General features: G+C 69.6%; 22 protein-coding genes, 1 pseudogene and 2 riboswitches. Of the genes and pseudogenes, 10 read left to right on the top strand and 13 right to left on the bottom strand.

Going from position 1 to position 23602, the window contains the following annotated elements; genetic code table 11:
- Positions 1 to 23 precede the first annotated feature (23 nt).
- The 6 genes from ACTHLI_RS09775 (at position 24) to ACTHLI_RS09750 (ending at position 7340) form a co-directional block, all read left to right on the top strand.
- Complete coding sequence (locus tag ACTHLI_RS09775; protein WP_440183161.1) at positions 24 to 923, top strand: carbohydrate ABC transporter permease; 900 nt, start codon at positions 24 to 26, stop codon at positions 921 to 923.
- Complete coding sequence (locus ACTHLI_RS09770) at positions 920 to 2101, top strand: Gfo/Idh/MocA family protein (protein ID WP_440183158.1); 1182 nt, start codon at positions 920 to 922, stop codon at positions 2099 to 2101. Before ACTHLI_RS09775 ends, ACTHLI_RS09770 begins: the two co-directional genes overlap by 4 nt.
- A 30-nt stretch (positions 2102 to 2131) precedes the next feature.
- Positions 2132 to 3211, top strand: coding sequence for a hypothetical protein (locus ACTHLI_RS09765; RefSeq protein WP_440183157.1), 1080 nt, complete (start codon positions 2132 to 2134; stop codon positions 3209 to 3211).
- On the top strand, positions 3208 to 4290 hold the full coding sequence (locus tag ACTHLI_RS09760; RefSeq protein WP_440183156.1) for a glycoside hydrolase family 130 protein: 1083 nt from the start codon (positions 3208 to 3210) through the stop codon (positions 4288 to 4290). The genes ACTHLI_RS09765 and ACTHLI_RS09760 overlap by 4 nt, the downstream gene beginning before the upstream one ends.
- Positions 4291 to 4958: 668 nt before the next feature.
- Entirely contained in the window at positions 4959 to 5816 is an 858-nt protein-coding gene (locus ACTHLI_RS09755; RefSeq protein ID WP_440183154.1) for a hypothetical protein, read from the top strand.
- A gap of 123 nt (positions 5817 to 5939) precedes the next feature.
- Positions 5940 to 7340 carry a hypothetical protein gene (locus tag ACTHLI_RS09750; RefSeq protein WP_440183153.1) on the top strand — a complete coding sequence of 467 codons (1401 nt, stop codon included), beginning with the start codon at positions 5940 to 5942 and terminating at the stop codon, positions 7338 to 7340.
- Positions 7341 to 7605: 265 nt separating this feature from the next.
- Here the strand turns inward: ACTHLI_RS09750 and ACTHLI_RS09745 are convergent, their stop codons facing one another.
- Positions 7606 to 8208: a hypothetical protein gene (locus tag ACTHLI_RS09745; RefSeq protein WP_440183151.1), complete on the bottom strand. Its 603-nt coding sequence runs from the start codon at positions 8206 to 8208 to the stop codon at positions 7606 to 7608.
- A 460-nt stretch (positions 8209 to 8668) separates the two neighbouring features.
- Between ACTHLI_RS09745 and ACTHLI_RS09740 the strand changes: the two genes are divergently transcribed.
- Positions 8669 to 10045, top strand: coding sequence for a tyrosine-type recombinase/integrase (locus ACTHLI_RS09740; protein ID WP_440183150.1), 1377 nt, complete (start codon positions 8669 to 8671; stop codon positions 10043 to 10045).
- A gap of 40 nt (positions 10046 to 10085) precedes the next feature.
- On the opposite strand, the gene ACTHLI_RS09735 is transcribed toward ACTHLI_RS09740, so the two are convergent.
- The 8 genes from ACTHLI_RS09735 to ACTHLI_RS09700 form a co-directional block, all read right to left on the bottom strand.
- Entirely contained in the window at positions 10086 to 10235 is a 150-nt protein-coding gene (locus ACTHLI_RS09735) for a hypothetical protein (protein ID WP_440183148.1), read from the bottom strand.
- 253 nt (positions 10236 to 10488) lie between these two features.
- Positions 10489 to 10848, bottom strand: a complete 360-nt coding sequence (locus ACTHLI_RS09730; RefSeq protein ID WP_440183146.1) for a hypothetical protein — start codon at positions 10846 to 10848, stop codon at positions 10489 to 10491.
- 394 nt (positions 10849 to 11242) lie between these two features.
- Positions 11243 to 13288 (bottom strand): proton-conducting transporter transmembrane domain-containing protein, encoded by a 2046-nt coding sequence (locus ACTHLI_RS09725; protein WP_440183144.1) that lies wholly within the window; start codon positions 13286 to 13288, stop codon positions 11243 to 11245.
- Positions 13285 to 14064: a ferredoxin gene (locus tag ACTHLI_RS09720; protein WP_440183142.1), complete on the bottom strand. Its 780-nt coding sequence runs from the start codon at positions 14062 to 14064 to the stop codon at positions 13285 to 13287. Before ACTHLI_RS09720 ends, ACTHLI_RS09725 begins: the two co-directional genes overlap by 4 nt.
- Positions 14065 to 15516, bottom strand: coding sequence for a hydrogenase large subunit (locus ACTHLI_RS09715; RefSeq protein WP_440183141.1), 1452 nt, complete (start codon positions 15514 to 15516; stop codon positions 14065 to 14067).
- A 35-nt stretch (positions 15517 to 15551) separates the two neighbouring features.
- Positions 15552 to 17036, bottom strand: coding sequence for a proton-conducting transporter transmembrane domain-containing protein (locus tag ACTHLI_RS09710; RefSeq protein WP_440183139.1), 1485 nt, complete (start codon positions 17034 to 17036; stop codon positions 15552 to 15554).
- Positions 17033 to 17719, bottom strand: coding sequence for a hypothetical protein (locus tag ACTHLI_RS09705; RefSeq protein ID WP_440183137.1), 687 nt, complete (start codon positions 17717 to 17719; stop codon positions 17033 to 17035). The genes ACTHLI_RS09710 and ACTHLI_RS09705 overlap by 4 nt, the downstream gene beginning before the upstream one ends.
- Entirely contained in the window at positions 17719 to 18675 is a 957-nt protein-coding gene (locus ACTHLI_RS09700; RefSeq protein ID WP_440183135.1) for a respiratory chain complex I subunit 1 family protein, read from the bottom strand. The genes ACTHLI_RS09705 and ACTHLI_RS09700 overlap by 1 nt, the downstream gene beginning before the upstream one ends.
- A gap of 72 nt (positions 18676 to 18747) precedes the next feature.
- A riboswitch (Fluoride riboswitch) is annotated at positions 18748 to 18819 on the bottom strand.
- Positions 18820 to 19788: 969 nt separating this feature from the next.
- On the opposite strand from ACTHLI_RS09700, the gene ACTHLI_RS09695 reads away from it, so the two are divergent.
- Positions 19789 to 20559, top strand: a complete 771-nt coding sequence (locus ACTHLI_RS09695; RefSeq protein WP_440183134.1) for a hypothetical protein — start codon at positions 19789 to 19791, stop codon at positions 20557 to 20559.
- Positions 20560 to 20611: 52 nt separating this feature from the next.
- Here ACTHLI_RS09695 and ACTHLI_RS09690 read toward each other — a convergent pair whose 3' ends face one another.
- The 3 genes from ACTHLI_RS09690 to ACTHLI_RS09680 all read right to left on the bottom strand — a co-directional run bounded on the left by ACTHLI_RS09690 (position 20612) and on the right by ACTHLI_RS09680 (position 21998).
- Positions 20612 to 20989, bottom strand: coding sequence for a fluoride efflux transporter FluC (locus tag ACTHLI_RS09690; RefSeq protein ID WP_440183132.1), 378 nt, complete (start codon positions 20987 to 20989; stop codon positions 20612 to 20614).
- On the bottom strand, positions 20986 to 21423 hold the full coding sequence (locus ACTHLI_RS09685; protein ID WP_440183131.1) for a fluoride efflux transporter FluC: 438 nt from the start codon (positions 21421 to 21423) through the stop codon (positions 20986 to 20988). The genes ACTHLI_RS09690 and ACTHLI_RS09685 overlap by 4 nt, the downstream gene beginning before the upstream one ends.
- Before the next feature lie 65 nt (positions 21424 to 21488).
- The gene (locus tag ACTHLI_RS09680) at positions 21489 to 21998 is read right to left on the bottom strand and encodes a universal stress protein (RefSeq protein WP_440183130.1); all 510 of its coding nucleotides are present in this window, start codon (positions 21996 to 21998) and stop codon (positions 21489 to 21491) included.
- Positions 21999 to 22017: 19 nt separating this feature from the next.
- Positions 22018 to 22095, bottom strand: a riboswitch (Fluoride riboswitch).
- A 185-nt stretch (positions 22096 to 22280) separates the two neighbouring features.
- Here ACTHLI_RS09680 and ACTHLI_RS09675 point away from each other — a divergent pair.
- Positions 22281 to 22673 carry a hypothetical protein gene (locus tag ACTHLI_RS09675; RefSeq protein WP_440183128.1) on the top strand — a complete coding sequence of 131 codons (393 nt, stop codon included), beginning with the start codon at positions 22281 to 22283 and terminating at the stop codon, positions 22671 to 22673.
- A 28-nt stretch (positions 22674 to 22701) separates the two neighbouring features.
- A complete protein-coding gene (locus ACTHLI_RS09670; RefSeq protein ID WP_440183182.1) occupies positions 22702 to 23265 on the top strand; it encodes a histidine phosphatase family protein in 564 nt (187 codons plus the stop codon).
- On the opposite strand, the pseudogene ACTHLI_RS09665 reads toward ACTHLI_RS09670, so the two are convergent.
- A pseudogene (locus tag ACTHLI_RS09665) lies at positions 23266 to 23602 on the bottom strand (hypothetical protein); the annotation flags it as partial. It abuts the gene before it with no gap.

Raw genomic sequence — 23602 nt, 5'->3', positions numbered from 1 at the left:
CTGCGAGGGAAGGAGACGGAGCTGTGAGCGTTCTCACGAACACCCCGGCCCCAGATTTCACGAGGGCCGACGATCCGCAGCCGGGGACCCGCACCGCGGGGCGGCGCAAGCGCGTCACCGTCGGCAAGGTCGTGCAGTACGCGCTGCTGGTCGTCGTGCTGCTGATCTATCTGGCCCCGCTCGTGTACCTCGTCAACACAGCGCTGAAGTCGAACACCGAGTTCTTCTCGAATCCGACCGGCGTCGTGCAGGCGCCCGACTTCGGCAACTTCGTGACCGCGTGGCAGAAGGGCGGCTTCGGCTCCGCGGTCTGGAACAGCGTGCTGTACACGTTCAGCGCCGCGGCCCTCGGAACCGTGATGTCGCTCATGGTGGCGTTCCCGGTGGCCCGCGGCTACGTCAAGCACCCGCGGGTCTGGAGCGGCCTGTTCGCCGCCATGCTGTTCCTGCCCAACACGCTCATCACCGTGTTCCAGCTGGTGCTGCGACTCCACCTCTACGACACGCAGCTCGGGTACATCCTCGTGCTCGCGTCGGGGGTCGGCATCGGTCCGCTGCTGATCACCGGCTACCTCAAATCGGTGCCGCGCGAGCTGGACGAAGCGGCCGCGCTCGATGGCGCCGGCTACCTGCGGTACCTGTTCGGGTTCCTGCCCGCGCTCATCAAGCCCGTGCTCGCGACCGTGTTCATCCTGCAGGCGATCGGATGCTGGAACGACATCATCCTGGCGACGATCCTGCTGCCCGATCAGTCGAAGTTCCCGCTGACGCTTGGCCTGTTCGCCTTCAAGGGCACCTATTCGAGCGAGTGGAGCCTGCTCGCGGCAGCGACGATCATCGTCGCTGCGCCGATGCTGATCGTCTACGTCTTCCTGCAGCGGTTCCTCGTCGCGGGCGTCGTCGGCGGGGCGGTGAAGGGATGACCCGGCTCGCCGTGATCGGCGCCGGTAGCTTCGGCGGCTTCATCATGACCGCCTCCCGCCAGACGGCGGGCGTCCGCATCGTCGCGGTTGTGGATGCGGATGCCGCTCGCGCCCAGCGCGCTGCGGGTGCCCACGACGCCCGGGTGTCCACCGTGGACGATGCACTGCATGCGGCGGATGTCGACGCGGTCGTGATCGCGACACCGCCGTCGTCCCACTTCGCGCTCGTGACCGCCGCGCTCCGCGCCGGCAAGGATGTCTTCTGCGAGAAGCCGTTTGGGGCGGACGCCGCCGAGGCGCGCGAGCTGAAGGCGCTCGTCGCGGAGACCGGACGGGTGCTGGTTGTCGACCACGTGCTGCGCTACAACCCGCTGCTTCTCGCCATCCGGCGCCTGCAGGAGCAGCTGGGGTGGCACGCTCGCCGCTTCCTCTTCGAGAACGACGCGGCCGACGAGAGCCTGCCACCGGAGCACTGGTTCTGGGAACGGTCACTGTCGGGCGGCATCTTCGTGGAGCACGGCGTGCACTTCTTCGACGTGGCGCAGCTGTTCCTCGATGCGCCCGCGCAGCAGGTGGTGGCCGCGGAGACCCGGCGGGACGGCTGGCCGGCGCCCGACCTCGTGTCGGCAACGGTCGTGCACGGCGACGCGTTGGCCACCCACACCCACTCGGTCACGCACCTGCATCGTGCGGAGCGGCAGCTCATGCGGCTCGACTTCGGGCTCGCCGAGGTGCGCGTCGACGGGTGGATCCCGGTGAGCGCGGAGCTGGTCGCCTACACCGACGCCTCGGGTGAGGCGACGTTGCGCGCCGTACTCCAGGAGCCGGGGCTGCTGGAGGTGCCGGGCGTGCCGCTGCCGGCGCAGCCCGTGGCGATCGACGCGGTGGACGCATCCGAGGCGGGGCTCATGGACCGGCCGGACGCCACGCGCCGCGTGACCGCGCGGCTCACCCTCGGCGGTGAACTTGCGAAGCAGTCGGTGTACGCCGCCGGCGTCGCGGCGGCGCTTGCCGACCTGCACGCGTGCCGGGCGGACGCATCCCGCCGTCCGCGATCCAACGCCGACACCGCGGCGGCCGCAGTCACCGTCGCCGAACTCGCCACCCGCGCCGCCGAGTCCGGCCGTGCGCACACGATCGACCCGAACGAGGTCCGCGAGTCGGCGCTCGCGCGCTGACCGCGGGTCGGAAACCAGGCACACCACACCATGCATCCCTTGACCGACCAGGCGCTGCGCGACGGCTACGAGCGCGCGCTGCAGCGCACCAACGCCACGACGGACGCCCTGTCGACCGACGACTTCTCCGCCGTCTGGCCCGACCGGCCCGACTGGGCGATCGGGCCGTTCTCCAAAGACCCCGCCATGACCTTCCGGTTGGACGGGCAGTGGCCCGACCCCACCGGGATCGGCTGGACGAGCTCGTCGATCTTCAACCCGAGCATGATTGAGCGGCACGGCCGCTTGCACCTCTTCTACCGCGCCTCGCCGAAGAAGGAGAGCCTGGAGAGCCGGATCGGCTCGGCCGTGTGGACGCCCGGCGGGGGATGGCGCGACGGGGACAACCCGGTGGTGTACCCGACGCTCGATAACGAGCTCCTCGGCACTGAGGATCCGAAGGTCTACTCGGCGAACGGCCGCTACTTCCTCTTCTACAACGGCATCTGGCCGCTCGAGGGCACTCCCGAGCAAGCGGCCCACCCGTCGCCCGGATGGCCCCTCGGCGATGTGGGCTGCGACATCAACCTCGCGGTGTCGGACGACCTGCTGCACTGGGAGAAGCGGGGCCGCGTGGTGCCGCACGCGGTGTCGCATCTGTGGGCCAAGGGCGCCGTGATCCCGACCGACGGCACCGGCGAGGCCGTGCGGATCGGCGGCGAGTACCTCATGTTTCTGTCGGAGGGGTGCGGCGGCGAGCTCGTGGTCGGACGCTCGGACGATCTCGAGCACTGGGAGTTCAGCGGACAGCCGTACCTCGACATGACCGGCCTCGGCTCGCTGCACGAGGTCGCCTGTGCGGTCGTGCACGGTGAGGACCTCGTCCTCGACTTCTTCTACGCCGACGAGACCGGTGCCTTCGCCGCCGCCCAGGCCCGCTACACACTCGCCGACCCGTTCACCCAGCTCGAGGTCCACCGCGGCGGCTCCCTCGCCTGGGGCGGCCTGATCCGTCGCGACGGGCGATGGACCTTCGCGCAGGGGTGGGATGCCCCGTCCGGCGAACGCGAGCTCTACCTGTACCGGTCGGACGCGCCGTCCGCCCCCTCGACCCCTGCGGAGCACCGATGAGCACGACGACCTCGACGACCTCGACGACCTTTCCCTACCGCCTCACCCGTGTCGGCACGATCATGTCGCCCACGCCCGGCGACGAGCTCGAGGCCGAGGGGGTGCTCAACCCCGCGACCGCCCGCTCGGCCGACGGAAGGCTGTACCTGCTGCCGCGGCTCGTGGCCGCGGGCAACGTCTCGCGGATCGGGCTCGCCGAGATCACCGTCGATGGGGGCACCCCCGTCGGCGTGAGGCGCGCCGGCGTTGTGATGCAGCCCGAACGCGACTGGGAGCGCGGCTCGCAGAACGCCGGCGTCGAGGATCCTCGCGTCACCTTCTTGCCGGACCTCGGGCTGAACGTGATGACCTACGTCGCATACGGCCCGCTCGGGCCGCGCACCGCACTCGCCGTGGCGACCGACGAGCGATCGTGGCGCCGGCTGGGCCCGGTGAGCTTCGCCTACGACGACGCACAGGGGATCGACCTGGGGCTGTATCCCAACAAGGACTGCGTGTTCTTCCCGGAGATCGTGAACGATCCCGACGGCGTCCCGAGCTTCGCGATCCTGCACCGGCCGATGTGGGACCTGCGCGAGATCCGCCCGGGCGAGACCTCGAAGCCGTCCGGCTTGCCGGACGACCGGCCGAGTATCTGGATGAGCTTCGTTCCCGTCGATGCGGTGCGCGAGGACGTCACGTCGCTGGTCCGCTGGCGCAAGCACCGCGTGGTCGCCCGGCCGGAGGCGTCCTTCGAGACGGCGAAGATCGGCAGCGGACCGGCGCCCATCCGCGTGGGCGAGGGATGGCTGCTGCTGTACCACGGCGTCGTCGGCGAGATCGTCCCCGGCGTCGCGCAGCAGCAGAACGTGAACTACGCCGCCGGCGCGATGATCCTCGACGCGAATGAGCCGTGGAAGGTCATGGTTCGCACCACCGAGCCGCTGCTCACCGCGGAGACGACCGACGAACGGGACGGGATCGTACCCAACGTCGTGTTCCCCACTTCGATCGAGGAGATCGAAGGAACCCGATTCGTGTTCTATGGCATGGCCGATTCGAAGATCGGCGTCGCCCGTCTCGACCGACACGAGCACTGACTACGAAGTGCCATCCGGGGAGCGGTCCGACATGTGGTGTTCAAGCGTGTGAACGCTGGCGGAGGCTGCGGGTCGATATGCATGAGCGCCACTCTGCGGCGTGGCTTTGATGCGGGGACGGCTGCCGCATGAGCGGGTCGTCGCTCGGCGGAGGTGAGCGGCTCGGGCAAAGTCCGCGGCCATGACCCTGGTCACTTGCGCGGCGCTCTTCGACGACGAACTGCAGTCGGTCGCGGTCGCTCTGGACCGCATGGCGGCGCAGGAGCGTGTGCCTGATTTGTGCCTGGTTCCGTCGGCGACAGTCGCCCACATGTCCAGGGCAGAAGAGAAATCCCTGCTCGAGCGGGGAGCTCGGTGGTGGCTCCGACCGGCGTCGATCCGGTGGCCCTTCGATTTTCAGAGGCCGTCGAGTCCGATCAGGGGTTCTCGATAGATGGCGAGAGCGCCCACTGATCAGGGAGTGCAGTACTCGCGATCTATCGTGTCGGTGCAGGAGATCGTACGGCGTGTCGCGGGATGTGTGCCTGTTTTGTGCCTGATTCCAACGGTGCCTTTACTCGTGATGACAGACGGGCGTCCGCGTCCGCTATGACGTGTATCCGGTGGCGCCGACGCGCCGTCACACTAGGGAGAACGTCCTCCATGTGCCCTCGGCCTAGCGTCGGAGGGTGGCCCTGTATGACGTGTCGGTCAAGTGCGAAGGTCTGCATGGGCACTTGCTCCGTGACGTGCCGGAGGAGGTCGGCGGGCTCACGCTACGCGTAGAGAGACAGAAGCTGCTCGTGACCGAGCGACTCGACGTGAGCTCGAATGAGGAGGCCGTTGAACTCGGCACGCGCAATGCGATGAACCTCCTACGCGTACTGGCGGCAAGTTTCAGCGCCTACCGAATCGTGGACGTCACCGCCTCCCAGGTCGGGGGTGGCCTGAGTGGGAATGGGAAGCTCACCGCGGAGGTGAGCGTGACTCGATCTGTGGGGCCGGAGGCGCTGAGATACGCGGATTGGGACGTATGGGAACCTCGCCTTCAGGCAGCGCTTGACCTGTTTTGGCAGGCGCAGCTCACGGAGCTTGCGGAAGTTCGATTCGCGCTTGATATGGCCACGCTCGAACTGCTCGCGCGTCGCGAACGCCCCAACCTCCTGACGTCGACACTGGGCGAGAAAAAGAGCACCTACCTCGTCCGCAAAGTGCGCAAGACGATCAAGGAGGTGGTGGCCGAGGCGCTCGCCGAGAAACAGGTCAACTGGCTCGTGCAGCGCTTCTCATCAACCGACGCCGGCTCGAGCCTCGACGAGCTTCACGAATACCTGGATACCCACGCCCCGGAAGGGTTCGACGGGACGCCGTCTGCCAGTCGTCAGCAGATCGACGACTGGAGGACGGCTCGAAACCAGTACCTGCACGCCGGGGTCCGGCCGACTGTCGACCTGACCGCTGTGAATGTGCTGGTCGGGACCTGCCTGCGAACGGAGATCGGACTCTCACATCCTTCCGTGGCTCGCGCTGAGGGGAGAGGAGCATGAAACTCACCGCCCCATTGCAGTACCAAGGCCCCATTGCAGTACCAAGAGTGGCGAGATGAGGAGTGAGGGTGGCTGCGACACGCATGAGCATCGTCCCGTCCCGCTCTGCATGAAGGGAGCCTCGTGGCTTTGAATGAACTAGAAGAAGGCGTCACGCATCTCGGCATGCTGGTCGACGGTCTCGATGGCACCCCCTGGCTTGCGGCAGTCCTGTCGTACTCGCTCGATTCGGGCGTGAGCATCGAGTTGCCCTACATCGATCATCCCGATATCAGCCAGTTCGAGCACGTCAGACAGTGGGCCAAGGCGCAGGCGACTCCTTCGAACATGATCTTGCAGGCCCGAGATACAGACCTCAGTTTGTTCGGCTGCCGGTGGGGCGGACACACACAGCAACTGATGCGTGGCCTCGCGTTCATGCGCCTGACCGTTCAGGAGGTCGTGCTGGCCGAGCAGCAAGGCGACCTGTCCGAGCCGCTCATGGTCGATCGGGCTCGTTCCCACATGGACGGGCTAGCCGAGTCCACCGGCCTCACCGCAATCAGCTCGAAGCATGGTTATGACGAGGAAACAGGGCTGATCCGCTCCCTCCATGTGGATGTCGAGTCCGGTGAGGGGTTGCGTTGGACTCAGGGCGACGCCGAGATGACCATCGACATGACCTGGCAGGGGCACCACTCCCACCCGGGTCTCGAGGTCATGGAGTCCGCGGTACTGACGAGCAGGTTCCCTGAGCCGCGTCCATTCGAGGACCACGTGGCTGAGCACCGCAAGGTGTCGAACTTGCTCGCGTTCCTCTTCGGGTGTCCGATCGGGCTGCGGCGGCATCAGGTGAGCGATCAGAGATTCGCCCGCTCGATGGGCGACACGAAGACGTACAACCCCTGGGTCGAACTTATCAGCCGGGCAACGCAGCCCGACAGAAAGATGCCGCCGCCGACCCCGCAGCAACTGCAACAACCGCTCGCCCACCTGGCCCAGATCGGGGCGGTTGGGCTGTCCCGGTGGGCCGACCGTTGGGAGGAATGGGAGCGGGTCATCCTGCCAACTTCCGCTCGGCTCCGTCGTACCGGATCGACCGTAGAAGACATCGTGCTCAGTTCGTCTCTGAGCCTTGAAGCCGCGGGTCACCTCGTGGGGAAGGTCGACGGTGAGGAGGACACGTACACCCGGCGCAAGATCCCATCGACGTCCACCTACGTCCTGCGAGTTCTCGCGGACGTCGGCCTGGACTGGTCGGAGACAGCGGCGAGCTTGGTAGGGCTCGCACGAGGAGTCGCGAACAACTACAACGACATCAAGCACTATGACCGAGGCCGGTTCCCGGACGGCGTGCACTCCTATCTGATCAGCCGCGTGAGTCAGGTGCTCGTACGGCTCTTCCTGCTCAAGCGGATCGACGAGTCGGGGGCCCTCGTGGAGGCCTACGGCAAGTCGTATCCCTTCACCCAGTTGAAGGAGGCGTTCGCTGCCCAGGGGAAGTTCCTCGACGTCGACGGCCATTTTGGACCCTGGCCCCGCTGAGGACCCCCAGTCGTCCGGTGCCCGCCCGCGAGCAGGGCAGCAGAACCAACCGGCGGCGAGCCAGCTAGCGCCTCCACATCGCTGTGCTGCGAACGCACATCTCCGACGCCATCGACCGGATGCGTCGAGTCTGCAGCCTCAAGTTCAAACCCGCGTCCGTGGCAGTCGGCCAGCTGCGGCCGGTCGCGACTGCGGGTAGGGCCGCCAGTGCGCTGCGGAGCTTCCGTTCCGAGCGCGTCTGCTTCAGGCGTCCGACAGGCTCAGCTCAATCTGTGGAAGGCGCCCGATCCAGCCCCTCCGACTCCAACTCTCGAAGCGCCTTCTCGGCAAAGCCGCGGATGGCGTCGTGGTCGAACGTCCCCGAGCGCCACTCGCGGATTGCCTGCAGGATCCCGGTAATGCCTCCGGACCGCTTCTCCGGAGCCCCTTCACACACCACATACCACCACTGCGCCAGCACGGTAAGCGTCACGGCGTCGTCCTTCCGCGCCCGTAGCCGTGAGGCCTCGAGTAGCGCAGTCGCCTGCGATGCATGTGGCGGGAGAGGGCGGAAGATCAGTCCAGCCTGCGTCAGCTGCGGTGGCGTCACGAGCCACTGTCTGAGCTCGACAAGGTAGTCGCCCGCCGCTGCGAAGAACTGCCCAAGAGCCGTGTCGAGTCCCGTCTCGTATGCGCCCTGCTGGGCGAAGTTGGCGATTTGTGTCGCACGCCATGAGGCGACCAGTGCTGCGATGCCGACGAGGAGGCTGCCGACCGTGCCGATCACGACGAATACGAAGGTCGCGACGTCAAGCCCTGAGCCGGATTGCTGCACTGCATCCGTCAATTCCCGAATCGCGCAGGTGATGTCATCGGAAGTGCAGGCCACCGCGAGACGGTACCGGGTCGACGGCAGGGCCCCTTCGACGAGCCGAAGGTGCGAGGACGGGTCGTAGGCGACTCGCTACTGGGCAGCGCCAGACCCCTCGTTTGCCACCTCGTCGGGTGCGAGGGGTTCAGCGAGGGGTTTCGGGCGTCTCGCCCTGTCCTGGCCTGCCACCTCCGCTGACGCGGCTTCCGAACCACCCTCACTCAGCTTAATAGCGTGCTGAGCAAGGGTGGTTCGGAAGTGCAGGTGGCAGGCCAGGACAGGGCAAGAGGTGGTGGGTTGGAGTTGAGGTAGGGCTGGTTGTCAGATGTGGGCATGGAGACGAGAAGAAGCGTGAGGTGATGTCAGGTGAGATGACGTGAGCTGGAGGAAGAGGGGTTGAAGGGGGATTGTCGGAGGGGACTGGTGAGGTGCGGGCGGAAACGAGGTCGTGATGTGCGAGATCGGTCGGGGTTGATCCGTGAGCGGGGCCATTGAGCGTTATGTGACCGCGGGTGGGGATGTTCGCTACTCGGTTCGGTATCGGAAGCCAGATCAGCGGCAGGCTCGGAAGTCGGGCTTCCGAACGAAGCGCGATGCGCAGGCCTACCTCGCCGCGCAGACCACCGCGAAGGAACGTGGTGACTGGATCGACCCGAGTCTGGCGAGAACGACCGTCGGGGAGTGGGCGGTCAGTTGGTACGCGAGCAAGGCGGCGCGGAAGGCCACGACGCTGTCCGGGTATAGGCACTCCCTCGACAAGCACGTGCTGCCTCGCTGGAAGGACGTGCCGCTGGCCGCGGTGACGCACGAGGACGTGCAGGCCTGGGTGGTCGGTCTGAGCGCGCACCTCGGGCCATCGGCCACGCGGCAGACGTTCCTTGCGCTCCGGATGATGCTCGGATACGCGGTCCGGAGCCGCCGGTTATCGCGGAACGTCTGCGACGGGGTGGAGTTGCCGAAGCTCGTGCAGGTCGAACGGGCCTACCTGTCGCACGCGCAGGTCGCGCAGCTCGCCGCTGCGGTCGGCTCAGATGGGGACATCGTGCGCTTCCTCGCGTACACCGGGCTCCGCTGGGGTGAGATGGCGGCCCTGAAGGTCGGGAGGGTCGACTTCGCGCGCCGGCGGCTCGAGGTCGCTGAAGCGGTGTCCGATCCGCGCGGGGTGCTCGTGTGGTCCACACCGAAGACGCATGAGCGCCGCACGGTCGCGTTCCCGGCGCTCCTCGTCCCACTGCTCCAGGCTCGCTGCGCCGGGAAGGGTCGGGACGCGTTGGTGTTCGCCGGCGCGGACGGCGGGGTGCTGCGGAACGGGAACTGGCGGCAGCGGTTCTTCGACCCCGCGGTCCGACGTGTGATCGCGGAGGATCCCGCGTTCCCCAAGGTGACTCCGCACGGTCTTCGGCACACCGCGGCATCGCTCGCGATCTCGGCCGGCGCGAACGTGAAGGCAGTGCAGCGGATGCTTGGGCACAAGTCGGCGGCGATGACCCTCGACACCTACGCGTCGCTGTTCGAGGACGACATGGAGTCGGTCGCGGTCGCGATGAATCGCATGGCGGCGCAGGAGTCTGTGCCTGATTTGTGCCTGGTTCCCGTTTCAGAGGCAAAGCACATGCCTGAGAAGAAACGAAAAACCCCCGGTCTCCCGGGGGTTTCAGTGGTGGCTCCGACCGGCGTCGATCCGGTGACCTTTCGATTTTCAGTCCTCTTGAGGGGGTTGAATCCGCGGGCCGGAACGTGCCTGATCCGCGCCGTTATGCGGATCTGGAGTCATTGGGATCGCTCAGGGTTGCGCTCGATCTCACTCGTTTGTGGCCAAAATGTGGCCACGGCCAGCCATCCCGACACGCCGTGATGGATCAGGACATGGGCAACAGTTCTGCATCAGGACGTGCTCACTCGAACGGCCACAGGCCGTCGGATCGTGCCCGTGCGCGGATGCGCTCGAAGTCGGCCGCGCGGCCCTGGCCCGCGTACTCAGCGCGGAGCTCATCCACCAACTGCTGCAGTCGGGCGAGCCAGTCCTGACTGGACGGTTCGTCCATGCGCCCAGTGTCGGTGGCGCTGCGCCGGGCGGCAGGGACGAAGGTCCTCGGTCTGTCGCCAGCCTGACGCGTTCGACGTGGGCGCGATCTCGGTCCTCGAGTTCCAGGCCGATGTGGGGCGTGCAGCCGATACGTCGTGCGTGTCGACCCAGTCGCCCCCAGTGAAGACGCCATAGAGATCGACCTCGTGGTCGTCGTCGCGAGCCTCTTTCGCGCTGGGCAGGACCGCATCGGCCGGGAGATGAGTTCTTCACTAGTTTTGCTTTGCCCTGGCAGGTAAGGGTTCGGCAAAACCGCAGGACAACTTGGGTGTTGCGCGCGAGGTCACGGATGCGCTCGATGCCGTGCTGGCAGGCGCGACCGGGCGGAGTTGGAGAGTGAAACGCTGGACTTCAAGCAGGTGGGCAGGTCGGTCCAGGAGACGCTGGGAAACCTCCGAAGCGGCATCGTGCTTCGCGAAGGCAAGCGACGGGACGCTGGCCGTGGGCTGGCGGACAAGCTCGCCGGAGATGCGGCGTTCGTCGGTTGTGCTCTTGGCGTCGGTGCTGTGCGACGCGCGATCTTCGAGCGGGTCGAGCCGCCTCTCACGGTCGATGTCGAAGCGGTCACGCATGCCGGGCACGTTTCGACCTCGCGGATCCTCGGCGACCTCGTCGCTCGAGGGCTCCTGGCGCGGACGTCTGCGGCCTCGCGCGGACCATCGGTGACGTACGGGCCCGGTCCTGCCTTCCCGAGCAGGAGACGCCATCGCGTGCCCGGAAGCAGACGGCGGCTTCCGGGGCCGGAGACGCTTCCCCAATGCTCGACCTCGGAGAGGAGGGGGACTGACCGACGCGTCGGCGTTGCGACGGTCGCCCGACGCCTTCCCGGATTTCCGTGACGCGATGGACCGCATCAGTTGAGTGCTTGAGAACCTCCGCGCGAGTGCGCAGTTCGGGGAATGAACGGGGAGTTCGACAGTACCGGGCGGACCGGGAGCCGGCCCTTCGGGTGAGCTCTCGCCGTCCTCAGTGTCGCGCCGGCACCAGTGCGACGACGGCGATCACCGCCAGGACCGCGATGAGCATGTAGGCGACATAGGCGTCGAGACGGCCCGACTGCAGCCGCTTTGCCGCGCGGACGACGGCCTGAGCAGCGGGGATCAGCGGGCGGTAGAGGAACCGTTCGACCACATCGACCACATCGACCGTGTAGCCGAGTGAGACGCCGCCGACGCCCTGCTCCTGCTCGGCCTGCTCGCCGTGCAGCCGACGCACCTGATGCCTGGTCAGGAGCACGCCCGCGAGGACCTTCCGCACGGGGTTCACGAAGGCGAAGGAGGTGTAGCCGCGACCGTCTCGCACGCCCGGGGATCCCGAGGTCCATGCCGGCACCCGCCGCACCCGCAGGAGCCGGCCGCGGGAGACCACTGCCGCAGCAGCGCCGATGAGCAGCGTGTAGGCCGGTAGCACGATCCAGAGCAGCGACGGTGACAGGGCCGAGAACCCGCCGAACACCGGCTGCAGGATCCAGCCCTGCACCGCAGCAGAGGTCGTGGTTCCCACCAGGGGCCGGAGGCCGGCGGCGATGAGCCCCACCTCGAGCGGGGCGAGCATCGCCGCGCCCACGCAGCCCGCGGCGAGCAGGAGCATGCCCGCCCGACTGGCAGGGCTGCGCTCCGCGCTCGTCGACGCCATCTCTGTCCCGGCGGTCGGGCCGAACACGGTCAACCCGATGAGGCGGACGAAGGCGATGCTCGCGAAGCCGATCGTCAGCGCGGTCAGGGCGCCCCCCACGGCGATGGCGAGGTTCAGCCCGAGGACGTGCAGGCGGAACTCCTGCATCATCGACTCGAGCAGCAGCCACTCCGAGGCGAAGCCGGCGGTCAGCGGCACCCCCGCCAGGGTCAGGGCGCCCACCAGAAGCGCGGTGCCGGACCAGGGGACGCGGTGCACGACGGCGCGGAGCCGGTCGAGGTCGTCAGTGGCCGACGCGTCCTCGAGGCCCGCCACCGCGACGAAGAGGAGGCTCTTGCCCACGGCGTGCGTGCACACCTGCGCCGTCGCGGCGAGCAGACCCGCAGCGGTCAGACGCACGTCGTGCAGGGACGCACCGACGAGTGCCACGCCGTAGCCGCCGAGGATCAGGCCGGCGTTCTCGACGCTCGACCAGGCGACGAACGCGGGCAGTCGTCCGTTGACCGCTGCATGGCTGATACCGAGCAGTGCGGTGACGCCCGCGAGGACGAGAAGGAGCGCGGTCGACCACTGGGGCGGCGCGTGGAGCAGGTCCAGCGTGCGCCACATGCCGTAGAAGCCGGCGTTGACGGCGGATCCCGCGAGGATCGCGCGAACCGCGGGAGGGGCTGCAGCGTACGCGCGGGGCAGCCAGATGTGCACCGGCACGAGCCCGACCTTGACCGCGAAGGCGAACACCAGCAGGGCGTACGCGAGGTCGTGCGCGAGTCCGCGGGGCGCGGCGCTCATCGACTGCAGCGAGAAGCCGTGGGCCGGGTCCGCGACCAGGAGGCCGCCGAGCAGGAGTGCGACCCCGCTGAGCTTGCTGAACGCGGCGGCGAGCACGGACGCGCTGCCCCTGCCGGCGAGGCGGCGGTCGTATCCGACCGCGAGGTAGAACGCGAGACCGATGCCTTCCCAGCCCGCATAGAGCACGAACAGGTTCCCGGCGGTCACGACCAGCGCGGACGCGAGCAGGACCAGCGCCGCCGCTGCACCGGCTCGTCGTCGGCGCACTCGGGTGCGGGCCGCGCCCGCGAGCGCGGCGGGCGCAGCGACGCCGAACACGATCACGAGGAACAGTCCGCTCAGCTGGTCGACTCGGAAGGCGTCGACCCCGAGCGGGTCGCCGAGCGGCACCGGGGTGGCGGTCGGGCTCGCGAGGGCGATCGCGCCGTCGACGACCATCAGCACGCTGCCGACGGCGGAGGCGATCCAGGACCCGATCGTCCACGCGGTCGATCCGCGCGGGCCGTCGCTCGGGGCGGTGTCGGGCGCGGCGATCCATCCGAGCAGGACGGCGAGCAGCAGGGCTGCGAGGCCGAGCGCGAGGGTCATGACGCCGTCCCGACCCTGCCGAGGGCGAGCAGGATGCCGTGCAGGATCGCGAAGGGGGGCGGTGGTGAACCGGGCACCCAGACGTCCACGTCGAGCAGCGGGCCGACACCGTGGCCCTCGGTGTAGCCGCGGCCCATCAGACCGCCGCTGACCGCGTCGGTACCGCACGCGACCACGACGACCGGGTCGGGCATGGCCTCCCGCGTGCGCCGCAGCGCTGCGGTCATCCCGGCGGTCCCGATCCCGGTCACGAGCAGCAGATCGGCGTGACGGGGACTGGCCGTGAAGAAGATGCCGAGACGGTGGATGTCGTAGACCGGGTTCGTCAAGGCCTGCACCTCCCACTCCTCGCTGCCGTCCGACCCGGCGTCGACGTGCCGGATGTGCACCGAGCGGCGCAGCGCCCGCACCCGATCGGCGAGTCGACGCCGGACATCGGCGAGCTCCGCGGCGGAGTCGGGGCGTTCGGGGACGACGAGCGCGCTCCGCTCTGCCCGCGCGGTGGCCGACGGGCCACCGAGGCGGAAGACGGCCGGTGCGAGCTCGGCGCAGCGTCCGCAGAGGATGCAGCGGCCCCGGTCGACGCGGACCCCGTGCTCGACCTCGATCGCCCCGGTCGGGCAGGCTGCCGCGGTCGCCACGAGCAGGTCAGCCGGGGCGTCCGCGTGCTCGTCCACCTGCACGCCGGCCGGGAGCTCGTCGAAGTAGGCGTCCGACCGCCTCGGCCACCCGGTGGTGAGGACGCCGTTGCGCAAGCCGTGCGAAACCCAGCTCATCTACATCGCCACCCCGGCGTAGCTGAGCCCGAAGCTCGCCTCGATGAACGCGAAGTCGGTGAAGACGTCCGCGGGGAAGGCGTCGTGGAAGGCGACCAGGTTGGTCAGCGACGGCGTTCTGACGAAGCACCGCATGATCCGTGCCCCGACCACGGTCAGCGCGCAGAGCACCTCGCCGTGCGGTGCTTCCGCCCACCCGATCCCGGACCGCTCACCGGCCGGGTCCTCCGCCGCCCCGCGGAGCGCCGGCTCCGCGTCGCGGGCGAGTCGCGCGAGCGCGTCCAGCGCGAACTCGCCGGCCACCTCGATCTCGGCCCACCGCACCTCCATCCGGGCCTGGACGTCGCCGGCCTCCCGCACGCTCGGCCGGTTCGGCTTGGTGAGCCGGTCGTAGCCGTCGGTCGGCCGGTCCCATCGCGCATCGACCGGCACCCCGCTGCCCCGCGCGACAGGGCCGACCAGGGCCCAGGTGCGGGCGTAGTCCGTGCTCAGGCGGCCCGTGCCGCGGAGGCGGTCGAGGAAGGAGGGGGATCTGCCCGCGCGGCGGCCGTCGTCGGTGATGCGGGCGAGGATCGCTCCCAACCGGGTGGCCGCCTCGTGCGGCGGGACGCCGAGGTCGGCTGCGACCCCGCCGGGAACCACCACGCCCCGACCGAACCGGCTGCCGCACAGCTCCGATCGGAGCCGCAGCACGGCCTCCTTGTGCCAGCCGAACCGGCTCTGAGCGACGGCGAGACCGGCGGCCTCAGCGAGCCGCATGGCGACGTCGAGGTGGTTGGCGATCCGCTCGAGCTCCGCGTGGATCACGCGGATGAGCGCGGCGCGGGGCGGGACCACTGCGCCGGACACGGCCTCGACCGCGTGGCAGAACGCGAGCGCATGGGCGACCGAAGCGACCCCTTCGACCCGCTCCGCGACGAGGACGCCGTCCGCCGGCTGCAGGCCCTCGAACCGCTTCGCGACCCCCCGATGCTTGAAGTGCGGACGGATGTTCAGGTGGGGGACGTCCTCGCCGGGCGTCTCGAGGAGGAACTCGATGCTCTCGACCACCCCGGACCGGACCGGACCCACCGGCAGGACGAAGACGCCCCCTCCCGAGACGTCCACCGGGCCGTGCGCCTCCGCGGGACCCGCCCATCGGGAAAACGCCGCGCCGCCGGGACGGGGCGGCCCGGATGCGGACCGGGGGAGCAGCAGGGCGTCCAGCCGGGGGTGCCCGGCGGCCACGACGCCCGATAGGTCGTGCAGGGCCCGCTCCCACCAGAACGCCGGGGGGAGGTCCGGGGTCAGCGCCGGGTAGATCAGCCGCCCCGTGCCGTCGGGCAGGACGGTCACCGACTCCGAGCGCACGGTCTCGCCCGCGGCGAGGAGGGCGGTGACGCGACAGGCCGCCCCCTCCGCGGTGCCGAACAGACCGGCGAACCGCGCACCCGAGCCGACTGCTTCCAGCACGTGTGCCCTCCACTGCTCGACCGCCTCGTCCGGCGTCATCGCGATCCCCCGATCTGCGCCGCAGCGTGCTGGATCAGCACGGTCAGCGGCTCCGGCGGGTGCAGGCCGAGCACCAGCAGTGCGACGACGCCAGCGGCCGCGGGCACCACCATCCAGGCGCTCGGTTCGCCTCGGACCGCGTCGGACGGCGCCGAGGAGAACAGCATCCCCGTGGTCGAGCGGGTGAGCCCGACGAAGGCGAGCACGACGAGGACGACGAAGGCGCCGGAGATCCAGACGTTCCCGCTCGCCACACCGCCGGCCACGATCTCGAACTCGCTGCGGAAGATCCCGAACGGTGGCAGCGCCGCGAGCGCGAGCACGGCCACGAGGAAGAACGGTGCACTGAACGGCAGGAGATCGAGACCGCCTCGGATGCCCGACACGAGCTTCGTGCCGCTCTTGTGCACGAGGACGCCTGCACCCATGAACGCGGTCCCCTTCCCGGCAGCGTGGGCCAGCACGTGCAGCATCACGCCGCTGAGGGCGAGCGGGGTGCCGAACCCGACCCCGATGGCGAGGATGCCCATGTGCTCGACGCTCGAGTAGGCGAGCATCCGTTTGATGTGCTGCTGCCCGAACAGATAGAGCGCCGCGAGCAGCAGGGAGAGCAGGCCGAACACGAGCAGGAGCGTGCGCGGGAACGCCGGGCCGAGGGTCCGGATTGCGACCTGGAAGTACCGCACCACCGCGTAGAAGCTCGTCGCGAGGAGCGCTCCGGACAGCAGCGCGGACACCGGGGTGGGCGCCTCCGCGTGCGCGTCGGGCAGCCACGTGTGCACGGGGAACAGGCCGACCTTCGTCCCGAACCCGACCACCGCCAGCACGAACGCGAGCTCGACCGGCTGAGCCGGGAGCCGCCGTGCTGCGCCGATCAGCGGGTCGAACTCGAGGTCGAACGACGGGCCGAGCGCCTGGGCTCCGGCGTAGTAGAGCAGGATCGTCGCGAGCAGCGCGATGCCGAGCCCCGACGAGGCGATGAGGATGTACTTCCAGGCCGCCTCCGACGCGCCGTCGGTGCCGTCGATGGCGACGAGCAGTGCCGACACGACCGTCGTGATCTCGATCGCGACCCAGAGCAGCGCGAGACCGTTCACCGCCGGAGCGCAGATCATCGAGAACGCGAACGCGTTGATACCGATCGAGAACCGGCGGCTGTACCGATCGAACGGGTGCCCTCGCCCCTTCCCGTGGGCGGCCCGGCGGTCGTCGACGAAGTAGCCGATGCTGTAGATCGAGACGACGGCGTACAGGAACGTCGTGCCGAGCAGGAAGACCTCGGACACGGCGTCGAGGCGGAGCAGCGGGGGAGCGGTGAGCGGCGATCCGCTCACCACCGGGATGAGCGCGATCGTCACGACGAACGAGACCAGCGCGGCCACGACGGTCGCCGCCTGGTTCACGACCCTGGGCGCGAAGATGGACAGCACGGTGGCGCCCAGCGGGAAGACGAGCACGCACCAGAGCAGCGCGGCGTTCATCCGCGGAGCCGATCGAGGTGCACGGTGGACAACGACCTCGAGCGCGTGCTGTGCACGCGGATGAGGACCCCGAAGACGACCACTGCGACCAGCAGGTCGAAGAGGAACGCGACCTCGAGGATCAGGGGCAGGCGCGCCGCCACGACGAGGCTGGCCATCGACACCCCGTTCTCGAGGGAGAAGAACCCGATCGCCTGGCTGACGACGTCGCGGCGCAGGATGATCAGGACGAACGCGACCAGCACGACCGCGACCGAGATGCTGAGCGCCGTGGACGGCAGCACCGCGGACCGGATGTGCAACGTCCCCACGGTGAAGAACCCGAACGCCGCGACGACGATCGCGATCACGACCTCGGTCGCCACGCCGAGCGCGCCGCTTCCCGCGATCTCCGCCGACGTGCCGCGCAGCAGCCGGAGGATGACGAACGGCACGACGACGGCCTTCAGCAGGAACGAGACCGCGGCGAGCACATACAGCTCGGGCACGTCGTTCCCGAACGCGACCACTGCGGCGAGGACGCTCACGAAGAACGACTGCGCCGCGTACAGGTTCACCTGCGCCCGGTACAGGGCCGCGCGGAGCATGCCGAACTCGATCAGCAGCACGATCACCCCCAACGTCGTCGCGACACCGTCGAAGACGGACGGGGCAGCAGGCTGGGCTGCGAGGACCACGGGCATCAGCCGCCTCCGAGGTAGAGCGTGAAGATGGCGAGGACCGCGAGCAGGAACGCGGCTGCGACGAACTCCGTGATCTTGAAGAGCCGGAGCTTCGCGAAGGTGTTGTCGATCACGGCGACGACGACGCCCAGCGCGACCGCCTTCGCGACGAGCGCGACGATCGCCACCGCGACGAGCGCCGGACTCCCGTTCGAGGCGAGCCCCCAGGGCGCGATGAACACGTTGAGCAGGATCGTGTAGAGCACCAGCTGCTTCGCGGCCGAGCCCCACTTCAACAGCGCGAGCTGCGGCCCGGAGTGCTCGAAGGTGCGGGCCTCCTCGATCATCCCCAGCTCGATGGTGCCCGTGTGTGTCTCGACGGGGATCCGGCTGGTCTCGAACAGGATGACCATGAAGAGCGCGGCGGACGCGAGCAGGTGCGCCGGCCGCACGATCTGCTCCGGCCCGCTGGTGACCGTGGCGCCCAGCACGTACGGCAGATCCGTCCCGGTCAGCAACGCCACGGTGAAGACGACGAGGAGCGTGACCGGCTCCGTGATCGCGCCGAAGGTCTTCGACCGGCTGGCGCCGAGCTGCGCGTAGCCATCGCCGGTCTCCGCAGCCGCAGCCGCGCTGACGAAGCTCGCGAACGCCAGGACGATCCCGCCGCCGAGGATGTCACCCATGTCCCCGAGCGGGAGCGGGAACGTGGTCAGCACGGGGATGAGCAACGGGACCGTGAGATAGCAAGCGAAGCTCACGATGGGAGCCAGCAGGAACACCGGGCCGGCCGAACGGGGGGCGAGGGCCTCCTTCTGGAACAGCTTCGCGAGATCGAAGTACGGCTGGAGTACGCGGGGCCCACGGCGTCCCTGAAGCCGTGCCTCCACCCGCGCGACGACGCCGCTCAGCAGCGGCGATGCTCCGAGCACAGTGAGCACCTGCAGCGCCTGGACCACCCCTACCGGGAGGATCACGGCGTCACCCGGGCCCTGCGGACCGTCGGCGAGGCGCGAGCGAGCCGTACTGCTTCCACGCGCACTCCTGCCTGGGCGGCAGGGGCTATCAGCGTGAAGGGCGGTTCGGACGAGGTCCTGGCGAGCTCCATCGCCGGTCGTAGTAGACCATGGCGGTCCTGGACCCGTCAACGCAGCCGGTGCGGCGGACAGGGAGCGAGGCCCTTCCAGCGCGCGGCGCGGACGAAGCGTGCAGCGGGGCGACCGAGCAGCTGGGTGATCCCCACCGCGAGCCGCGTGTCCGTCGCGTACCAGGCGGTGCGAAGGACGGTGAGCTGCCTCGGGAGCAGCCGAAGCGGTCCGCCCACCGAGCCCACGTCACGCCCCGCCCGGCGCGAGCGGCATCAAGGCTCGGGGAGAGGAACGTGAACGGTCAGCCCAGTCGGCGGGTTTCGCACGCCAGGGGACGGAGACCCGCGGTCCTCGGGTCCCGTCAGCGACAGGGTCATCCCTGGGCGGAACGCCATCCCGCGCCCGTGGCTCAACGCGCATTCAGGTTGTGCGCGGCGTCGACCGCCATGCTGGGCCTGCGCACCAGCGCACGGTGGTGGGTCTCACCGTTCCCAACCTCGGCACCCGTCGACAACAGTCCCTACCCGGCGGCACACGCGTGCCTTCGAGGTGGGAGACGTTCACACGTGGAAGACGATCACGGCGCAGGTCTGTGCCGGAGCGATGCGTTCCAGCATCGCCGAGCCCTGGGCGGGAAGTACCCGGCCCTCGGCGGCGGCCCGGTCCTGGCGCCTTCCGCATCGCGCGTCCTCGACTCGCGACCTCCTCGACACGCCTGCTTTCGGAACGCGCATGCAGGTCGGTCGACGATCAGAGAGGTCGGTCAGTGATGGATACGGTTCGAAGCGTCGAGGTGCGGCTCATCTCGGGTTCTCTCGGTCCTGGTGACGATGCCGTGATCACGATCACGCTTCCCGACGGCGCCGACGGGCCGCCGTTGGTGATCGAGGATCCGACACCTGATCGGCGGGGCGCTTGGCGCCGCGTCTCGGCACCGCCTGACGGGATCGCGTACGTGCGGATCCCCCGCATCGCCGCTCCGTGAACCGGGGCGACCGTCCGATGCGGGGACGCCTATCGGTCGCGGTCGACGAGCCCAGGCCACTCCTCCCCGATGACGCGCACCAGCTCAGCGTCGACGAGGTGCGGCTGCTGTGGTCGTTCGTGCACGGCGACATCATGGACGGCTCGACGCGCGAGCGACTGCGCCGATCCTTCGGGCTCTGCCGCCGTCATGCCTGGGGGCACGCGGTCGTCGAGATCGAGCTGTGGGAGACCGGTTCGGGTCGCAGAGCAGGACATCAGCCTTTCGATGTCTCGGTCCTGCTCGAGGATCTCATCCAGGAGGCGCTCTCCGCGGTGAAGCCGGAACACCCCCGTCGGACCCTGCGCGCCTGGCGAGGGGACGACGCGTGCCCGATCTGTCGCGATCTGAGTGCGGACGGACGGCTCGGCCTCGGCTACGCGGGCTCCGACAGTGCCGCGCTGACCTCGGAAGCGAACGCGATGCGGTACACGCGGCGCTGGATGCGCGAGACCCGACCGCTCTGGAAAGACCTCGTCTGCCCGCAATGCGCTGCTCCCGCCAGGAACGCCGACAGCGAGGGGAAAGGCGGACTGTGCCGCCGGCACGCAGTGGGGCTCGGTCACGTGGACGAGTCGGTGCTCCGGGGCTCGAGCTTCGGTCTCTACGTGCTGCCCGAGCGGCTCCGTCGGCTCATCGCGTCCATGACCGAGGCAGGCCCTGCCAGCACGCCGGAGGAGGACGCGTCCTGGGTCGTCGCGCTGGGGTGGCTGGCCGGCTGGGACCTTCCGCTGGCGAGCGCTCCATGAGGGCGGGTTCGGACCACGGCTGCTCCTCCCGCAGCGTGGGCGGGGTCCTCCGCTACATCCAGGTCCCGAGGGCGTAGCCGCCGATAGCGAAAAGCACCGCGAGGACCCAGAGCCCGACCCCGTTCCCGACCGCGGCGGCCCACCGTCGTTCCTGGACGAGGCGGACGGTCTCGAAGCTCGCGGTGCTGAAGGTGGTGTAGCCACCCAGCAGCCCGGTGCCGAGCGCCAGGCTCCACAGCTGGGGCAGCGCGATCGTGACGGCGAGGGAGGTCAGCATCCCGAGCAGGAACGAGCCGGTCAGGTTGATGACGGCCGTGCCCCAGGGATAGCGGGTACCGAGCCACCCGCGGACGACGCCGTCCAGAACGAGGCGAGCCGCCGCGCCGACGCCGCCAGCGAGCGCGATGGCGAGTAGCAGGCCGGCGTTCATCGATCCCGCTCCCGTCTCGCGATCGTCGCCACGGCGATGCCGGCGAACGAGCAGACGAAGCCGAGCACCACGCTGACGACCCCGTAGAGCACCGCCTTCCACACCTCGCCCGCGAGGATGAACACCGCCGAAGCGGTGGCCAACGAGCTGTAGGTGGTGAACCCGCCGCAGAACCCCGTTCCGACCAGCAAGCGCAGCCGTTGCCGGATGCCTTCATCGGGGCCGCTCCGCGCGAGCGCCTCCAGCAGCAGGCCGAGCACGAACGCCCCGACGAGGTTCCCCACGAAGACGGCCACCGGGAACGCGGCGACGTCGGGGATCGCGAGCGAGAGCAGCTCGCGTGCGACGGTTCCTGCGGCACCGCCGAGCACGACGAGCAGCACGACCGAGGGTCGAAGATGCAGCGGCCGAGCACGGTGGCCGGGGTCCGCCACCTCCACATCGCTGTCGAGCGGCAGTGCCGTGCCGCTCGACAGCTCACGCCGTCGTGACCGGGGCCTCACTCCGGGCCGCTCCATGGGAGCGTCCCGTCGAGCACCGGGTTGAGGGGCACGACGAGGACCGGCCGCGGCTGCCGGTGCGTGAGGTGCGCGGCGATCGAGCCGGAGAAGAACTCCCTCGCGGAGCGGATGAGGGTGCGCGGGCTCGTCCCGATGACGATCATGAGCGCGGACACCTCGGCCGCGACGTGGGCGAGTCCCGCGGAGGGATCGCCGGCGGTCAGCCGGATGCTCCACCCGACGCCGAGGGGGTCGAGGAGCTCGGCGAGGTGTGCACGCAGCTCGGCGTCCGCCGCCTCGCGCTCGGCGGGATCGTCGATCGCGTCGGGATCGATGGGCCAGTAGTTCAGGTTGCCCTGGTCGTCACGGGCCGCGTACCGCTCGGGATCGACGGTCACGCAGATCAGCTTCGCCTCGAACTGCGCAGCGATCGCTGCGGCCACGAGCAGGACCGCGTCCGCCTGGTCGTCGGCGATCCCGACGACGACGGCTCGTTCGACTTCAGGCATGCGCAGCGCTCCCGTCTTGGGTACGGAAGGGGCTATCAGTCGTTCTCGACGGTTCCAGCCGAACGCGGCTGCGGCGAGCTCCATCGCCGTCTCGACGCTATCGGAGGTCGCGGCGGTCCGGTACCGGGTTTCGGCGCGGGAGTAGCGCGAACCCGTCTGCGTCTGTGAGGATCGGCGAGCGCTCGCGCAACGGTGGTGGGTCTCACCGTCCCAGAACCTCGGCATCCGCCGACAACAGTCCCTACCTGGTGGCACAGCTGTGCCTGTCGAGGTGGGAGTGATGTGCAGGTTCAGGACGGGACATCGGTCTTCGGTCTCATCGCGGTCCTCGCCGGCGGCGTCGTCGGTGCGCTGGTGCGCGTCGTGCTCGCGAAGGCGGTGCCCGCGCCCGGGCGCATGCTCTCCTGGTTGAGCGAATCGGGCGTCGGGCTCGTGTTCGGGGCGGTCCTCGCCGTGGCCTTCATCTCGGCGGCCGGTGGGCGCGGCTGGTCCTCCTCAGGGCTCGGTGGCGCGCTGACGGCCTACGCCGGTGCGTGCGCCACGTATGCGTTCCTCCGCGCCCGTGAGGCCCTGTCGAATCCTCTGGTGGCTGCGGTCATGCACTTCCTGGCGTCGATCGCCGTGACGGGGATCGGGTACGCGGGGGTCATCGCGCTGTGGGCGGCGTTGCGGTGAACGGCACGGTGAGGAGCGATGCGTGGAGATGACGTCGGCGCGACGACTGCTGCTGGTGCGGCATGGACAGACCGCGTTGAACGCCGAAGGGCGGCTGCGGGGCCTGGCGGACCCGCCCCTCGACGCGGTGGGGCAGCGGCAGGCAGCGGCGCTCGGGGAGGCGCTGCGCTCGAGCCTGCCCTCGATCGTGCTGACGAGTCCGTTGCAGCGCGCGGTCGCGACCGGGGAGGCGATCGCGGCGACGACCGGCGCCGAGCTGCGCGTCGACCGACGGTTCAACGACCGGGACTACGGGCAGTGGACCGGCGCGGTGAAAGCGAAGGTCGTCGCCCGGTTCGGGTCGGTCGACGCGGCGCCGGGTGTGGAGCCGGGCGCGGTGGTGCTGCTGCGTGCGCGGCCTGCCCTCGATTCGGTGCTCGACGCGGTCGACGGGCTTCCCGTCGTCGTCACCCACGACGCCGTGATCCGAGCGCTCATCCACGAGATCGCGCCGGACCTGCCGCCGACCAGCCAGCCGAACGGGTGCTGGAACGAGCTCGTGAGAGAGCGGTCCGGCACCTGGCGGGTGACGGCGGTCGACCGGGTGCCGTGATCAGGTGATGTGCAGCGCCGCGCCGATGGCCGTGATGGCGGTGCCGCCCACGAGCATCCCGACCGCCCATCGCACGCGCCCGCCGGCGATGAGGACCGCGAGCGCCCAGCCGAGCGCACCGAGCCCGAGGACGGCGATCCCGAGCACCAGGATCGGGACGGTCGGGAAGGCTGCGCCCACCGCGAGCGGAGCCACGGCTCCGATCAGGCTCGAGACGCCGGCCACGCCCATCGCCACGGCGGACTCCGACGCGGCTCGCCGCCCGAGAAGTGTGGCGGCGAGCCGCCCGGGTTCGGGCAGGGTGTGCTCGCGCGCCGCGCGGACCAAGTACTCGCGG

This window comes from Amnibacterium sp., assembly GCF_051956055.1.
Lineage (GTDB): Bacteria > Actinomycetota > Actinomycetes > Actinomycetales > Microbacteriaceae > Amnibacterium.
This window is presented reverse-complemented; position numbering and strand designations above follow the sequence as displayed.

What these genes read in the sequence shown, in the direction of transcription:
- ACTHLI_RS09770 (WP_440183158.1), top strand. Translation starts at nt 920, where the DNA reads ATGACCCGGCTCGCCGTGATCGGCGCCGGTAGCTTCGGCGGCTTCATC.
- ACTHLI_RS09765 (WP_440183157.1), top strand. Translation starts at nt 2,132, where the DNA reads ATGCATCCCTTGACCGACCAGGCGCTGCGCGACGGCTACGAGCGCGCG.
- ACTHLI_RS09760 (WP_440183156.1), top strand. Translation starts at nt 3,208, where the DNA reads ATGAGCACGACGACCTCGACGACCTCGACGACCTTTCCCTACCGCCTC.
- ACTHLI_RS09735 (WP_440183148.1), bottom strand. Translation starts at nt 10,235, where the DNA reads ATGGACGAACCGTCCAGTCAGGACTGGCTCGCCCGACTGCAGCAGTTG.
- ACTHLI_RS09730 (WP_440183146.1), bottom strand. Translation starts at nt 10,848, where the DNA reads ATGCGTGACCGCTTCGACATCGACCGTGAGAGGCGGCTCGACCCGCTC.
- ACTHLI_RS09725 (WP_440183144.1), bottom strand. Translation starts at nt 13,288, where the DNA reads ATGACCCTCGCGCTCGGCCTCGCAGCCCTGCTGCTCGCCGTCCTGCTC.
- ACTHLI_RS09720 (WP_440183142.1), bottom strand. Translation starts at nt 14,064, where the DNA reads ATGAGCTGGGTTTCGCACGGCTTGCGCAACGGCGTCCTCACCACCGGG.
- ACTHLI_RS09710 (WP_440183139.1), bottom strand. Translation starts at nt 17,036, where the DNA reads ATGAACGCCGCGCTGCTCTGGTGCGTGCTCGTCTTCCCGCTGGGCGCC.
- ACTHLI_RS09705 (WP_440183137.1), bottom strand. Translation starts at nt 17,719, where the DNA reads ATGCCCGTGGTCCTCGCAGCCCAGCCTGCTGCCCCGTCCGTCTTCGAC.
- ACTHLI_RS09695 (WP_440183134.1), top strand. Translation starts at nt 19,789, where the DNA reads ATGCGGGGACGCCTATCGGTCGCGGTCGACGAGCCCAGGCCACTCCTC.
- ACTHLI_RS09690 (WP_440183132.1), bottom strand. Translation starts at nt 20,989, where the DNA reads ATGAACGCCGGCCTGCTACTCGCCATCGCGCTCGCTGGCGGCGTCGGC.
- ACTHLI_RS09680 (WP_440183130.1), bottom strand. Translation starts at nt 21,998, where the DNA reads ATGCCTGAAGTCGAACGAGCCGTCGTCGTCGGGATCGCCGACGACCAG.
- ACTHLI_RS09670 (WP_440183182.1), top strand. Translation starts at nt 22,702, where the DNA reads ATGACGTCGGCGCGACGACTGCTGCTGGTGCGGCATGGACAGACCGCG.